Source organism: Streptomyces sp. NPDC007983 (assembly GCF_042958345.1).
Classification (GTDB): Bacteria; Actinomycetota; Actinomycetes; order Streptomycetales; family Streptomycetaceae; genus Streptomyces.
On the sequence record NZ_JBIBJI010000009.1, the window covers coordinates 105,058 to 119,550 of the forward strand.

The 14,493-nt window shown below is 71.5% G+C and carries 13 protein-coding genes; 6 read left to right on the plus strand and 7 right to left on the minus strand.

What is annotated here, in order from left to right; translation table 11 throughout:
• Nucleotides 1–4 precede the first annotated feature (4 nt).
• The 4 genes from ACFZCY_RS27070 to ACFZCY_RS27085 are packed head-to-tail and all read right to left on the minus strand — an operon-like array spanning nt 5 to nt 4,206.
• The gene (locus ACFZCY_RS27070) at nt 5–799 is read right to left on the minus strand and encodes an ABC transporter permease subunit (RefSeq protein ID WP_391178550.1); all 795 of its coding nucleotides are present in this window, start codon (nt 797–799) and stop codon (nt 5–7) included.
• On the minus strand, nt 799–1,725 hold the full coding sequence (locus ACFZCY_RS27075; protein WP_391178552.1) for an ABC transporter permease subunit: 927 nt from the start codon (nt 1,723–1,725) through the stop codon (nt 799–801). Before ACFZCY_RS27075 ends, ACFZCY_RS27070 begins: the two co-directional genes overlap by 1 nt.
• On the minus strand, nt 1,722–2,930 hold the full coding sequence (locus ACFZCY_RS27080) for a polyamine ABC transporter ATP-binding protein (RefSeq protein WP_391178554.1): 1,209 nt from the start codon (nt 2,928–2,930) through the stop codon (nt 1,722–1,724). Before ACFZCY_RS27080 ends, ACFZCY_RS27075 begins: the two co-directional genes overlap by 4 nt.
• 28 nt (nt 2,931–2,958) lie before the next feature.
• The gene (locus tag ACFZCY_RS27085) at nt 2,959–4,206 is read right to left on the minus strand and encodes an extracellular solute-binding protein (protein ID WP_391178557.1); all 1,248 of its coding nucleotides are present in this window, start codon (nt 4,204–4,206) and stop codon (nt 2,959–2,961) included.
• A 265-nt stretch (nt 4,207–4,471) separates the two neighbouring features.
• Here ACFZCY_RS27085 and ACFZCY_RS27090 point away from each other — a divergent pair, with 265 nt between their 5' ends.
• Nucleotides 4,472–5,098 carry an NADAR domain-containing protein gene (locus ACFZCY_RS27090; RefSeq protein ID WP_391178559.1) on the plus strand — a complete coding sequence of 209 codons (627 nt, stop codon included), beginning with the start codon at nt 4,472–4,474 and terminating at the stop codon, nt 5,096–5,098.
• Here ACFZCY_RS27090 and ACFZCY_RS27095 read toward each other — a convergent pair.
• Nucleotides 5,044–5,895, minus strand: coding sequence for a DUF4190 domain-containing protein (locus ACFZCY_RS27095; RefSeq protein ID WP_391178563.1), 852 nt, complete (start codon nt 5,893–5,895; stop codon nt 5,044–5,046). The genes ACFZCY_RS27090 and ACFZCY_RS27095 overlap by 55 nt on opposite strands.
• 114 nt (nt 5,896–6,009) lie before the next feature.
• Here ACFZCY_RS27095 and ACFZCY_RS27100 point away from each other — a divergent pair, with 114 nt between their 5' ends.
• Together ACFZCY_RS27100 and ACFZCY_RS27105 are read left to right on the plus strand one after the other, a co-directional pair.
• Nucleotides 6,010–7,032, plus strand: a complete 1,023-nt coding sequence (locus ACFZCY_RS27100; RefSeq protein WP_391178566.1) for an adenosine deaminase — start codon at nt 6,010–6,012, stop codon at nt 7,030–7,032.
• Complete coding sequence (locus ACFZCY_RS27105) at nt 7,029–7,718, plus strand: glycerophosphodiester phosphodiesterase family protein (RefSeq protein ID WP_391178570.1); 690 nt, start codon at nt 7,029–7,031, stop codon at nt 7,716–7,718. Before ACFZCY_RS27100 ends, ACFZCY_RS27105 begins: the two co-directional genes overlap by 4 nt.
• A 21-nt stretch (nt 7,719–7,739) precedes the next feature.
• Here the strand turns inward: ACFZCY_RS27105 and ACFZCY_RS27110 are convergent, their stop codons facing one another.
• Nucleotides 7,740–9,191 carry an aminobutyraldehyde dehydrogenase gene (locus ACFZCY_RS27110; protein ID WP_391178572.1) on the minus strand — a complete coding sequence of 484 codons (1,452 nt, stop codon included), beginning with the start codon at nt 9,189–9,191 and terminating at the stop codon, nt 7,740–7,742.
• A gap of 177 nt (nt 9,192–9,368) precedes the next feature.
• Between ACFZCY_RS27110 and ACFZCY_RS27115 the strand changes: the two genes are divergently transcribed.
• Nucleotides 9,369–9,842 (plus strand): Lrp/AsnC family transcriptional regulator, encoded by a 474-nt coding sequence (locus ACFZCY_RS27115; protein ID WP_055556792.1) that lies wholly within the window; start codon nt 9,369–9,371, stop codon nt 9,840–9,842.
• A gap of 2 nt (nt 9,843–9,844) precedes the next feature.
• Nucleotides 9,845–11,206 carry an aspartate aminotransferase family protein gene (locus ACFZCY_RS27120; protein ID WP_391178576.1) on the plus strand — a complete coding sequence of 454 codons (1,362 nt, stop codon included), beginning with the start codon at nt 9,845–9,847 and terminating at the stop codon, nt 11,204–11,206.
• Nucleotides 11,207–11,473: 267 nt separating this feature from the next.
• Here the strand turns inward: ACFZCY_RS27120 and ACFZCY_RS27125 are convergent, their stop codons facing one another.
• A complete protein-coding gene (locus ACFZCY_RS27125; RefSeq protein WP_391178579.1) occupies nt 11,474–12,910 on the minus strand; it encodes a PucR family transcriptional regulator ligand-binding domain-containing protein in 1,437 nt (478 codons plus the stop codon).
• 109 nt (nt 12,911–13,019) lie between these two features.
• Between ACFZCY_RS27125 and ACFZCY_RS27130 the strand changes: the two genes are divergently transcribed.
• The gene (locus tag ACFZCY_RS27130) at nt 13,020–14,468 is read left to right on the plus strand and encodes a sodium:solute symporter (protein WP_391178584.1); all 1,449 of its coding nucleotides are present in this window, start codon (nt 13,020–13,022) and stop codon (nt 14,466–14,468) included.
• Nucleotides 14,469–14,493: the final 25 nt, after the last annotated feature.

Genomic DNA, 14,493 nt, shown 5'->3' on the forward strand with positions numbered 1-14,493 from the left:
GTGGTCAGCTCCTCTTTCGGCGGGCGCCGGCCAGTTGACCGGCGAGGACGCACAGCACCGCGAGGGCGAACATCGCCGTTCCGATCACGTTGATCTGGACGGGGGTGCCGCGCTGCGCGGATCCCCACACGAACATGGGGAAGGTCACGGTGGATCCGGCGTTGAAGTTGGTGATGATGAAGTCGTCGAAGGAGAGCGCGAAGGACAGCAGCGCACCGGCGGCGATGCCGGGTGCGGCGATCGGCAGGGTGACGCGCAGAAAGGTCTGCGCCGGTGAGGCGTAGAGGTCCTGGGCGGCCTGTTCCAGCCGGGGGTCCATGCTCATGACGCGCGCCTTGACGGCGGTGACGACGAAGCTCAGGCAGAACATGATGTGGGCGATGAGGATCGTCCAGAAGCCGAAGCCGACGCCCATGTTGAGGAAGAGCGTGGCGAGGGAGGCGGCCATGACGACCTCGGGCATCGCCATCGGGAGGAAGATCAGGCTGTTGACGGCGGGGCGGGCCCGGAAGCGGTAGCGGGCCAGCGCGAAGGCGATCATCGTGCCGAGGACGGTCGCGCCGAGCGTGGCCCACACCGCGAGCCGCAGGCTCAGCGCGAGGGAGCCGCACAGGTCGGCGACGCCGCACGGATCGGTCCAGGCGTCGGTGGAGAACCGCTGCCAGGCGTAGTTGAAGCGGCCGTTCGGCTTGTTGAACGAGAACACCAGGACGACGACGTTCGGCAGGATCAGGTACGCCAGGGTGGCGAGCCCCGCGAGGACCACCAGGTTGCGCCGTGTCCAGCGGATGAGGGCCATCAGACGAGATCCTCCGTCCCCGCCTTGCGGATGTAGACGGTGACCATCGCGAGGATCGCCGCCATGAGCAGGAAGGACAGCGCGGCGGCCGTCGGGTAGTCGAGTACCCGCAGGAACTGCGACTGGATGACGTTGCCGATCATCTTCTGGTCGGTGGAGCCCAGCAGCTCGGCGTTGATGTAGTCGCCCGCGGCCGGGATGAAGGTGAGCAGGGTGCCCGCGACCACGCCCGGCATGGACAGCGGGAAGGTGACCTTGCGGAAGACCGTGCTGGGGCGGGCGTAGAGGTCGCGGGCGGCCTCGTGCAGCCGGCCGTCGATGCGTTCCAGGGAGCTGTAGAGCGGAAGGATCATGAAGGGCAGGAAGTTGTACGTCAGCCCGCAGACCACGGCGAGCGGGGTGGCCAGCACCCGCTGCCCCTCGGTGATCCCCAGACCGCTGGTCACGTCCAGGATGTGCAGGGAGTTCAGCGCCCCCACCACCGGGCCGCCGTCCGCCAGGATCGTCTTCCAGGCGAGCGTGCGGATCAGGAAGCTGGTGAAGAACGGCGCGATGACCAGGATCATGAGCAGATTGCGCCAGCGGCCCGCCCGGAAGGCGATGAGGTACGCGAGCGGGTAGCCGAGCAGCAGGCACAGCACGGTGGCGGTGGCCGCGTACAGCACCGAGCGCAGGAACTGCGGGGCGTATTCGGTGAGCGCGTCCCAGTAGGTCTGGACGTGCCAGGTGACGGTGAAGCCCTCTTCAAGGGAGCCGGTCTGGACGGAGGTCGACGCCTGGTAGACGAGCGGGGCCGCGAAGAAGACCAGCAGCCACAGGATGCCGGGGAGCAGCAGCCAGTAGGGCACCAGCCGCTTGCGTACGGATGGCTTACGGGGCGTGGCACCCGCGGCGGGGGCCGCGTCGCGCGTCTCCGTGGCCGTCACGCCGCCTCCCCGCCGGTGCCGGCGCCGGAGCCGGAGCCGGGGCCGGTGGCGGAGCCGGGGCCGGTGCCCGCGTCGGTGCCCGCGTCGAGGCCCCGGGCCGGGTCGAGGCCGAAGGTGTGGGCCGGGTTCCAGTGCAGGACGACCTCGGCGCCGGGGACGAGCCGGGGGTCGCGCTCGATGTTCTGCTCGTAGACGGCCAGTTCGGCGCCGTCCGGGGTGGCCACGACGTACTGCGTGGAGACGCCGATGAAGCCGGCGTCCGCGATGCGGCCGGTCATCCGGTTGCGGGTCGCGGGGACGGCGCCGGAGCCCTCGGCGGGGGTGAGGGAGATCTTCTCGGGGCGCACCCCGACCAGCACCGTGGCGCCGGTACGGACGGCCGCGCGGCATCGCCCGACGGGCAGGGTGAGGCGGCCTCCGGCGGCCGTGAGCAGGAGGTCGCCGCCGCTCTTGTCGGTGATCTCGGCCTCGATGAGGTTGGAGGTGCCGAGGAAGTTGGCGACGAAGGTGGTGCCCGGGCTCTCGTACAGCTCGGCCGGGGCGCCCAGCTGCTCGACGCGGCCGCCGTTCATCACCGCGACCGTGTCGGCCATGGTCATGGCCTCCTCCTGGTCGTGGGTGACATGGACGAACGTGATGCCGACCTCGGTCTGGATGCGCTTCAGTTCCAGCTGCATCCGGCGGCGCAGCTTGAGGTCGAGCGCACCCAGCGGCTCGTCGAGGAGCAGCACCCTGGGGTGGTTGATCAGCGCGCGGGCGAGGGCGACGCGCTGCTGCTGGCCGCCGGAGAGCTGCTGGGGCTTGCGGCGGGCGAGGTCGCCGAGCTGGACGAGGTCCAGCATCTCCCCGACCTGCTTCTTGACGGACTTGATGCCGCGTCGGCGCAGCCCGAAGGCGACGTTCTCGTAGATGTCGAGGTGCGGGAAGAGGGCGTAGCTCTGGAAGACGGTGTTGACGGGCCGCCGGTGCGGCGGGAGGGCCGTGATGTCGTCCCCGGCGAGCCGGATCGTGCCGGTGGTGGGCTCCTCCAGCCCGGCGATCATGCGCAGGGTGGTGGTCTTGCCGCAGCCGGAGGCGCCGAGCAGGGCGAAGAAGGAACCGGCAGGTATGTGCAGGTCCAGTGGGTGGACGGCGGTGAAGGACCCGTAGGTCTTGCCGATCCCGTCGAGCCGGACGTCGCCGCCGGTGGTGGTGGGCTGGGTCATGGGGTGGGCATCCTCGCGTGTCAGGCCGTCAGGCGCCGGTGAGCTTGGCGAACGCGTCCTCGAACGCCGTCTCTTCCTTGCTCGACAGGGAGCGGAAGGCATGGGACTTGGCGGCCATCTCCTCGTCGGGGAGGATCAGCGGGTTGTCCGCCAGTGCCTGATCGATCTTCGCGAGTTCGGCGCGTACGCCGTCGACCGGGCAGACGTAGTTGATGTAGGCGGCGACCTTCGCGGCGACCTCGGGCTCGTAGTAGTAGTCGATGAGCCGTTCGGCGTTCTTCTTGTGACGGGCCTTGGCCGGGATCAGCAGGTTGTCGGTGGCGGTCATGTAACCGGCGTCGGGGACGGCGAGTTCGATCTCCGGATTGTCGGCCTGGAGCTGAATGAGGTCCCCGGCCCAGGCCATGCAGGCGGCGAGGTCGCCCCGGGTCAGGTCGCCGGTGTAGTCGTTGCCGGTGAAGCGGCGGATCTGGCCGCGGTCGGAAGCCTTCTGGAGGCGGGCGATCGCCGCGCCGAAGTCGTCGGCGGTGACGTCCTCGGGCCGTTTGCCCATGTCGAGAAGGGTCAGCCCGACGGTGTCGCGCATCTCGGTGAGCAGGCCGACCCGGCCCCTCAGCCGGGGGTCCTCCAACAGCTGGGAGACGGAGGTGACGCTGCGGCCGCCGGTGGCCTTCTTGTTGTACGCGATGACGGCGGGAATGCCGGTCCAGGGATAGGAGTGGGCGCGGCCCGGGTCCCAGTCCGGATCGCGGAATTCCGCCGCCAGGTGCGTATAGGCGTGGGGCAGGTTGGCCGCGTCGAGGGTCTGCACCCAGCCGAGCCGGATCATCCGGGCGGCCAGCCAGTCGGTGACGCAGATGAGGTCGCGCCCGGTGTCCTGGCCGGCGGCGAGCTGCGGCTTGATCTTGCCGAAGAACTCCACGTTGTCGTTGATGTCCTCGGTGTACTTCACCGTGATGCCGGTGCGGCGCCGGAACTCCTCCAGGGTCGGGCGGTGGCCGCCCTTGGTCTCGTCCATGTACTCGGTCCAGTTGGAGAAGTCGACTCGCTTCTCCTCGGCGGAGTGGTCGTCGGCGGCGCCGGCGGCGCCGGTGCGCCCGGCGGGCGGGATACCGCAGCCGCTGAGCGCCCCGAGCCCGCCGACGGCGAACGCTCCGGCGCCGCCCGCACGCAGCAGCCCACGGCGGCTCAGCGCCATGCGGCCGCCGGTCACGCTGCGCCGGATCGCGGCGAGCTGCGGCGCGGACAGGCTCTCGGGCTCGTGCCGTGACTCCATACGCTGTGCCCCCTCGGCGAACCGCCGCTCCGTCGGACCGCATCGCTGATCCATCGCCTGATCTCCTCCGCCGGACCGCCCTCCCAGAGGGAAGGCGGCGTAGCTCCAACCGGAATCGGAGGCTGATCCTGGCAGAGCTCCCCCACTTCAACAAGGGATTCCGTTGTTGCTTTTTGGTTTCTCGACGGATTCGGTGACGACGCCCCGAGGGTGACCGGCCTCGGATCCCGGTGCGCTGTCAGTGGCCGGTGCGAGAATCCGGGGCATGGAAACGAACGGGGTGACGGTACCGGCCGAGCCGGACGGCGGCCCGCGCTCGGTCGAGGAGCTGGTGGACCGGACCGCGCGCGGCGAGACCTTCGAGTACGTGCACTTCTGGGGCCATCGGCCGCGGCGCGACGGTGGCTTGGGCGCGGGGTGCTTCAGCCAGTGGTGGCCCGCGCCGTTCGAGGTGGCCGGCATCACCTACCCGACCGCCGAGCACTGGATGATGGCCGGGAAGGCGCGGCTGTTCGGCGATGCGGACGCCGAGCGGCGGGCGCTGACCGCCTCGCACCCCAAGCAGGCCAAGGACGCGGGGCGTTCGGTGCGCGGTTTCGACGAGGCGCGGTGGCGGGCGCACCGCTTCACGCTGGTCGTCGAGGGCAGTGTGCACAAGTTCGGGCAGCACCCGCCGCTGCGCGACTATCTGCTGGGGACCAACTCCCGGGTGCTGGTGGAGGCCAGCCCGGTGGACCGCATATGGGGCATCGGACTGGCGGCGGACGACGAGCGGGCGGCGGATCCGGTCCGCTGGCGGGGCCTCAATCTGCTGGGGTTCGCGCTGATGGAGGCGCGTCAGTGGCTCATATCGGCGGACGGGACCACCCGCACCACCGACATGTCCGCGTAGCCGGAGTCGTCGGAGGCGCCCGAGCTGTCGTGGTTCGCGGCCGCGACATAGACGAAGATCATCACCACGCCCGCCACCACGGCGGCCGCCCCGAGGATGAGCCCGGCGAGGGCCGAGCCGCCGTTGGTCGCCTCGCCCCGGCCCGCCTTGGCGCGGCCGAGCACCCCGAAGATGATCGCGAGGACGCCGAGGATGATGCCCAGTACGACGCTGGCGAAGAAGACCAGCCCGATGATGCCGAGCACCAGGGCGGCCGTGCCGGTGCCGTTGTCCGGCATATAGGTCCCGCCCGGCTGCCAGCCCTGGCCGTAGCCCGCGCCCGGGTAGGCGCCGCCGGGGTAGGCGGGGTACGCCGAGCCCGGGTACGCCGTGCCGGGGTAGCCGTAGCCGGGTCCGGCGCCGTACGGGGCCTGGCCGCCGTAGCCCGGCTGAGCGTAGCCGCCGGTGCCGTACGGCCCGCCCTGGTACGCGCTCGGGGTGCCCGGGCCGGTCGGGGCGGGCGGCGGCGGGGGCACCGCGCCCGGCAGGGCGGCACCGCCCGGCAGCGTCGCGCCGCCCGGCGGCGGACCCGGTGCGGCGGGCGGCGGCCCGGGGACGGGAGGCGGCGGACCCGGCACGGGCGGCGGGGGCGGGGCGGGCGGCCCCGTGGGCAGGGAGGTGAGCGTCTGCTGCTCGGCCACCGAGGGCCGGGACGGCGGCTTGTCCAGGGACGTCCGCGGGGCCGGCGGGGCCCAGGGGTCGTGGTCGCGCGGCTCCGGCTGCCGCTGCTGGTGGTCCTGGTCGGGCTGGTCAGCCATGTATCTCCCCCACAGCGATGTCCGCCCATGCTACGGCCTGCGAACACCGCCCCGGGCCCCCGCATCTACGATGACCGGAGCCCGCCGCCGGCGGCCGTCACCCGGAGGTTCTCGTTGACCGATCTCACCGCCTTCATCGCCGGACTGCCCAAGGCGGAGCTGCATGTGCACCACGTCGGCTCGGCGTCCCCGCGCATCGTGGCCGAGCTGGCCGCCCGCCATCCGGACTCCAAGGTGCCCACCGATCCGGAGGCGCTGGCCGACTACTTCGTCTTCCGTGACTTCGCCCACTTCATCGACGTCTACCTCTCCGTGGTGGACCTGATCCGCGACGCCGAGGACGTGCGGCTGCTCACCTACGAGATCGCCCGCGACATGGCCCGGCAGAACATCCGCTACGCCGAACTGACCGTCACCCCCTACAGCTCGACCCGGCGCGGCATTCCGGACACCGCGTTCACCGAGGCGATCGAGGACGCCCGCAAGGCCGCCGAGGCCGAGTTCGGCACCGTGCTGCGCTGGTGCTTCGACATTCCCGGCGAGGCCGGGCTGCAGTCCGCCGAGGAGACCGCCCGCATCGCCTGCGACCTGCGCCCCGAGGGGCTGGTCTCCTTCGGCCTCGGCGGGCCCGAGGTCGGTGTGCCGCGCCCGCAGTTCAAGCCGTACTTCGACCGCGCCATCGCCGCCGGGCTGCACAGCGTTCCGCACGCGGGCGAGACCACCGGGCCGCAGACGGTCTGGGACGCCCTCACCGAACTGCGCGCCGAGCGGATCGGCCACGGAACCAGCGCCGTCCAGGACCCGAAGCTGCTCGCCCATCTCGCGGAGCACCGCATTCCGTTGGAGGTCTGCCCGACCTCCAACATCGCCACCCGCGCGGTCGCCGCCCTCGACGAGCACCCCGTCAAGCGGATGGTCGAGGCCGGGGTGCTGGTCACCATCAACAGCGACGACCCGCCGATGTTCGGCACCGACCTCAACACCGAGTACGCGGTCGCCGCCCGGCTGCTCGACCTGGACGCGGCGGGTGTCGCGGCCCTCGCGAAGAACGCCGTCGAGGCGTCCTTCCTGGACGCGCCGGGCAAGGCGCGGCTGGCCGCCGAGATCGACGCGTACACGGCGGTCGCGGGCCGATGACGGCGGTGGGCGCGGCCTTCACCCCGGTCGGCCACCGCGGCGATCCGTACACCCACCGCGAGAACACCCTGGCGTCGGTCGGCTCTGCGGTGCGCGCGGGGGCGGGCGCAGTGGAGATCGACGTACGGCTGACCCGCGACGGCGTCCCGGTCCTCCTCCACGACGCCACCCTCAAACGGCTGTGGGGGCACGACCGGCCGCTGTCCGCGCTGACCGCCGAGGAGGTGCGGCGGCTGTCCGGCGGGGGCATACCCACGCTGCGCGACGCGCTCGCCGCGACCGGCGGGGCCCGGCTGCTGATCGACCTGCCCGACGCGTCGGCCGCCCTCGCGGCCGTCGCCGAGGTGCGCGAGGCCGGGGCCGCGGACCGGGTGTACTACTGCGGCGGGCTGTCCGCGCTGCGCCGCGTGCGCCGCGCGGACCCCGGCGCCGAGATCTCCCTGACCTGGACGACCCTCGCGCCGCCCCGGCCCACCCTGCTGGCCGATCTGCGGCCCCGCTGGCTGAACTACCGCTTCGGCTTGGTCACCCCCGGCCTCGTCGAACGCGCCCACGCCGACGGTCTGCTGGTCTCCGCCTGGACCGCCGACACCCGCCGCTCCATGGCGCGGCTGCTGCGGGCGGGTGCCGACGCGATCACCACCAACCGCATCGGCACCCTCTGCGCCCTGCTCAGCCGCCGCTGACGCAAAGGCCCTTATGGGCCATCAACCCAGCGACGTCATCACGTGCTTGATGCGGGTGTAGTCCTCGAACCCGTACGCCGACAGGTCCTTGCCGTAACCGGACTTCTTGAATCCGCCGTGCGGCATCTCCGCGACCAGCGGGATGTGGGTGTTGATCCAGACGCAGCCGAAGTCCAAGGCCTTGGACATCCGCATCGCGCGGCCGTGGTCCTTGGTCCACACCGACGAGGCGAGCGCGTACTCCACGCCGTTGGCGTACTGGACCGCCTGGGCCTCGTCGGAGAACGACTGGACGGTGATGACCGGGCCGAAGACCTCGTGCTGGACGATCTCGTCGTCCTGCTTGAGCCCGGAGACCACGGTGGGCGCGTAGAAGAAGCCCTTCTCGCCGACCCGGTGGCCGCCCGCCTCGACCTTGGCGTGCGCGGGCAGCCGCTCGATGAAGCCGCTGACCTGGGTCAGCTGGTTGGCGTTGTTGAGCGGGCCGAACAGCACGTCCTCGTCGTCCGGGGCGCCGGTCTTGGTGTCCGCGGCGGCCTTGGCCAGGGCGGTCACGAACTCGTCGTGGATCGACTCGTGGACGAGCACGCGGGTGGCCGCCGTACAGTCCTGGCCCGCGTTGAAGAAGCCCGCGACCGAGATGTCCTCCACGGCCTTGGCGATGTCGCTGTCCTCGAAGACCACGACCGGCGCCTTGCCGCCCAGCTCCAGGTGGACCCGCTTGAGGTCCTTCGACGCGCTCTCCGCGACCTGCATACCGGCCCGCACCGAACCGGTGATGGACGCCATGGCGGGCACGTCGTGCTCGACCATCAGCCGCCCGGTGTCACGGTCGCCGCAGATGACGTTGAAGACGCCCTGCGGATGGCCCAGTTCCGCCAGCACCCCGCCGATGATCTCGGCGAAGAGCACGGTGGAGGCCGGGGTGGTGTCGGAGGGCTTGATCACGACCGTGTTGCCCGCCGCCAGCGCCGGCGCGAACTTCCACACGGCCATCATCATCGGGTAGTTCCACGGCGCGACCTGCGCGCACACCCCGATCGGCTCGCGGCGGATGATGGAGGTCAGCCCCTCCATGTACTCACCGGCCGAACGGCCCTCCAGCATCCGCGCCGCACCCGCGAAGAAACGGATCTGGTCGATCATCGGCGGGATCTCCTCGTCCCGCGTGAGCCCGATCGGCTTGCCGGTGTTCTCCGACTCGACCGCGATCAGCTCTTCCGCGCGCGCCTCGAAGGCGTCGGCGATCTTCAGCAGGGCCTTCTGCCGCTCGCCGGGCACCAGGTCCCGCCAGGCCGGGAACGCGGCCGCGGCCGCGTTCATCGCCGCGTCCACGTCCGCCGCTCCGGACAGTGGCGCCGTGGCGTACGGCTCGCCCGTGGCCGGGTTGACCACCTCCGTGGTGCGCCCGTCCGCGGCGTCCCGGAACTCCCCGTCGATGTAGTTGCGCAAACGACGCAGCTCGGTGGTCACGTACGACCCCTCCTGTCGGCTGTCCAATGGGTGAGACACCACCCTAGTCGCGAGGACGACGCTTTCAACATACCCGCCACACCAGAACAACGGAATCAGTGATTTAAAACCCTTCGAACAACGGAATTCATTGATCGAGGGTTGCCAGACCGTCGAGGCTCGTGCACAGTGAGCGTCGTGGCCACACCTGACAAGAACGGCACGCCGTCGATCGACTCCGTATCCCTGGCGATCATCGAACAGCTCCAGGAGGACGGCCGGCGCCCGTACGCCGCCATCGGCAAGGCCGTCGGCCTGTCCGAGGCGGCCGTACGGCAGCGGGTGCAGAAGCTGCTCGACCAGGGCGCGATGCAGATCGTCGCCGTCACCGACCCCCTCACCGTGGGGTTCCGGCGCCAGGCGATGGTCGGGGTCAACGTCGAGGGCGATCTCGACCCGGTCGCGGACGCGCTGACCGCCATGGACGAGGTCGAGTACGTGGTCGTCACCGCGGGTTCCTTCGACCTCCTCATCGAGATCGTCTGCGAGGACGACGACCACCTCCTCGAAACGATCAACAAGCGGATCCGGACGCTGCCCGGCGTGCGCTCCACCGAGAGCTTCGTCTACCTCAAGCTCCGTAAGCAGACCTACACCTGGGGAACGAGATAGCCATGAGCGCGGACCTCTCCAAGACGGCGTACGACCACCTGTGGATGCACTTCACCCGCATGTCGTCGTACGAGAACGCCCCCGTGCCGACGATCGTGCGCGGCGAGGGCACGTACATCTACGACGATCAGGGCAAGCGCTACATCGACGGCCTGGCCGGGCTGTTCGTCGTGCAGGCCGGGCACGGGCGCGTCGAACTCGCGGAGACCGCGTACAAGCAGGCGCAGGAGCTGGCCTTCTTCCCGGTGTGGAGCTACGCCCATCCCAAGGCCGTCGAACTGGCCGAGCGCCTGGCCGGCTACGCGCCCGGCGACCTCAACAAGGTCTTCTTCACCACCGGCGGCGGCGAGGCGGTCGAGACCGCCTGGAAGCTGGCCAAGCAGTACTTCAAGCTGACTGGCAAGCCCACCAAGCACAAGGTCATATCCCGCGCCGTGGCCTACCACGGCACCCCCCAGGGCGCCCTGTCGATCACCGGTCTGCCCGGGCTCAAGGCCCCCTTCGAGCCGCTGGTCCCCGGCGCGCACAAGGTGCCCAACACCAACATCTACCGGGCGCCGATTTACGGCGACGACCCCGAGGCGTTCGGCCGCTGGTGCGCCGACCAGATCGAACAGCAGATCCTCTTCGAGGGCCCGGACACCGTCGCCGCGGTCTTCCTGGAGCCGGTGCAGAACGCGGGCGGCTGCTTCCCGCCGCCGCCCGGGTACTTCCGGCGGGTGCGCGAGATCTGCGACCAGTACGACGTCCTGCTCGTCTCGGACGAGGTCATCTGCGCGTTCGGGCGGCTGGGCACGATGTTCGCGTGCGACAAGTTCGGCTACGTCCCGGACATGATCACCTGTGCGAAGGGCATGACCTCCGGCTACTCCCCGATCGGCGCGTGCCTCGTCTCCGACCGGCTCGCCGAGCCGTTCTACCGGGACGGCAACACGTTCCTGCACGGCTACACCTTCGGCGGCCACCCCGTCTCGGCCGCGGTGGCCCTCACCAACCTCGACATCTTCGAGCGCGAGGGGCTGAACCAGCACGTGCTGGACACCGAGGCCGCGTTCCGCTCGACCCTGGAGCGGCTGCACGATCTGCCGATCGTCGGCGACGTGCGGGGGAACGGCTTCTTCTACGGCATCGAGCTGGTGAAGGACAAGGGCACGAAGGAGTCCTTCGACGCCGAGGAGACCGAGCGCGTCCTGTACGGCTTCCTCTCCAAGGCGCTGTACGACAACGGGCTCTACTGCCGGGCCGACGACCGCGGCGACCCCGTCGTCCAGCTGGCCCCGCCGCTGATCGCGGACCAGGCGCTGTTCGACGAGATCGAGCAGGTGCTCAGGGGTGTGCTGACGGAGGCGTGGGCAAAGCTCTGACCGGGCCGGGGGCGCCACGCCCCAAGCCCGGGATCGGGCGGCGCCTCGCGTCCGGGATCCGGCAGGGCCCGCCGGCGCGGGGGTCCGCTGCCGGCCCCCGTGGCCGGGGCGCTCCAGGCGCGGGCGCCGCCCCGCGCCCCCGGAACAGGGGCTATCGCTCGCGGGCGTCGTCCCTGAGCCCGGGCGCGCGCCGGGCGGTGGGCGTGGCGTCGCGTGCGGAAGGGTGCGGGCAGGCCGGGGCGCCGGGCTGCTGCTCGGCGGGGCTCACTACCACTTGAGGGCGAACCACAGCTCCATCCGTACGTCCGCGTCGCCCAGGTCCGCCTCCAGCAGGGCGGCTGTGCGGGCGATGCGCTGGCGGACCGTATTGCGGTGGATGTCCAGTGCCACCGCCGTACGGTCCCAGCTGCCGTGCAGCGACAGCCACATCCGCAGCGTCTCGCGCAGCGCCGGGGCGTCCTCCAGGGGCGCGAGCCGGGCGCGGCCCAGGGCCTCGGCCTCGGCCGGGTCGACCAGCGAGGCGACCCCGCCCGGCTGTGGAGCGTGCCGTACGACGGGCAGCCGCTCCGCGACCGCCCGGCGCAGTGCGCGGGCCGCGTCGGCGCCGGCGTGTGCCAGCCCGGAGGCGGGCACCGGCGCCCCGGCGCCGAGTGTCCAGCCGGGCTGGGCCCGTACCTCCGCGTCGCCGGGGACCAGAGCGCACAGGTCGTCCCCGTCCAGGTCGACCAGCGGCGTACCGAGCCCGGCGGCGAGCGCCGCCGCGGCCAGCAGCCCGTCGTCGCCGCTCCGGCCGCGGCGGCGCCCGCGCACCACGGTCCACATATCCGCGCCGCTCAGCAGCGCGGCGACATCGGCCGGTTCGGCGCCCAGCATCAGCCGTACCAGCGCGGTGCGTTCGGCCCCGGCGTCGGCCGTGCGCCGTCCCGTCAGCAGGGCGAGCAGCACCATGGCCACCCCCACGACCGCGCTCTCCGCCGCATCGCGCCGGGGCGCGCACACCCCGAGGGCGAGCGGCCGTTCCGGCCCGCCGAGGCCGTAGGCGCTCAAGGAAGCCCCGTCCGCCGTGCCAGCGGCCGAGGCCGGGCCCGCCCGCAGCCGGGCGGCCAGCGAGGCGAGCGCGGTGCGCGCCTGCTGGGACGGCCGGGGGCCCGCCGCCGCCAGCTCCGCGCCGTCCGGCCCGTACAGCACCGCCCAGCCGCCCAGATGGCGCGCGAGTTGGCGCAGCACGGCGGGCACCGGATGGGGCCGCGCGGCAGCCGCCGCGAGCGACTGCTGCACCTCGGTGATCCGCCGCAGCTCCTGGTGGCGGCGCTCGGCCATCGCGTCCCACACGGCGCTCGCCACGGCCGTGAACGTCGTCTCGCGTGGCACCTCCACCAGCGGCAGCCCGTGCCGGTCGCACGCCTCGGCCAGCGCCCGCGGCACCTCCTGGTGCACCGGCGCGATGCCGAACCCCAGCGCCGTGGCACCCGCCTCGACCGTGCGGGCCACATAGCGGTCCCAGTACGCGTCCGTCGCCTCCGGGCCGTGCACCCCGGCGCTGAGCAGCAGTTCACCGCCGAGCAGATACGGAACCGGATCCTCCATCTCGCTCGTGTGCACCAGGTACACCGGCGCCTCGCCGCGCGGCCCGGCGATCTGCCGCAGCCCGAGGCCGGGGTGGTCCAGCAGGACGGCGAGGGGTACGGGCACGGTCTGCGGCATGGCCGTTTCCTCCATCCCGGGATCCACGAGTGGAGGAAACGTACACTTCCCGGCCTCCTCGGCGACACCCTAGGGTCGCGGTCACCGTCCCACCGTGAGGAGCCCCACCATGACCGCTGTCGACTACACGGTGATCGTCGTCTATCTCGCGGGCATGCTCGCGCTCGGCTGGTGGGGCATGCGCCGCGCCACCTCCACCAGCGACTTCCTGGTCGCGGGCCGCCGTCTGGGCCCGGCCATGTACTCCGGGACGATGGCCGCGATCGTCCTCGGCGGCGCCTCCACCATCGGCGGCGTCGGCCTCGGCTACCAGTACGGGCTCTCGGGCGCCTGGATGGTCCTCACCATCGGCTTCGGCCTGCTCGCGCTGTCCGTCTTCTTCTCGGCGCGCATCGCCCGCCTCAAGGTGTACACGGTCAGCCAGATGCTGGACCTGCGCTACGGCGGATCCTCCGGGCTGATCTCGGGCATCGTCATGTGGGCGTACACCCTCATGCTCGCGGTCACCTCGACCATCGCGTACGCCACGATCTTCGACGTGATCTTCGGTCTCGACCGGGTGGTGGCGATCGTGCTCGGCGGGGCCATCGTGATCTGCTACTCCACGCTCGGCGGCATGTGGTCGATCACGCTCACCGACATGGTGCAGTTCGTCGTGAAGACCGTCGGTGTGCTGCTCCTCCTGCTGCCGATCGCCGTCGTCAAGGCGGGCGGCTTCGCGGCGATGAAGGCCGAACTGCCGGCCGGCTACTTCTCCCCCATGGGCATCGGCGCGCAGACGGTCTTCACCTATGTGCTCATCTACTCCTTCGGCATGCTCATCGGCCAGGACATCTGGCAGCGCGTCTTCACCGCCCGCGACGACAAGGTGGCCCGCCTCGGCGGCACCGCGGCCGGTACGTACTGTCTGGCGTACGCGGTCGCCGGCGCGGTCATCGGTACGGCGGCGAAGGTCCTCTACCCGAACCTCGGCTCCCCCGACGACGCGTTCGCGACGATCGTCAAGGACGCGCTTCCCATCGGCGTCAAGGGGCTCGTCCTGGCCGCGGCCCTGTCGGCGGTGATGTCGACCTCCTCCGGCGCGCTCATCGCCTGTGCCACGGTCGCGAACAACGACATCTGGGCCCGCCTCCGGGGCCGCCCCGCCGCCGCCTCGCACGACGAGGTCGCGGGCAACCGTCTGTTCATCCTCGTCATGGGCCTGACCGTGGTCGGTGTCTCGATCGCGCTGAACAACGTCGTCGAGGCGCTGACCGTCGCCTACAACGTGCTGGTCGGCGGGCTGTTGATGCCGATCCTGGGCGGTCTGCTGTGGAAGCGCGGCACGGGTGCGGGGGCGCTGGCCTCGGTGGCCGTTGGCGGTCTGACGGTGATCGGGCTCATGGTCTGGAAGGGCATCCTCGCCAGCGAGCCCATCTACATCGGCCTTCTGGCCTCGCTCGTGGCGTACGTGGCGGTGAGCCTGGCCACCAAGCCGACGGACGCCGCGGTCCTGGACGCCTGGCACCGCCGCCTGGCCGGCGACCCGGCCCCCGAGCCCACCCCGGCCCACGCCTAGGGGTGTCTTGCACCCCGCGGCCACA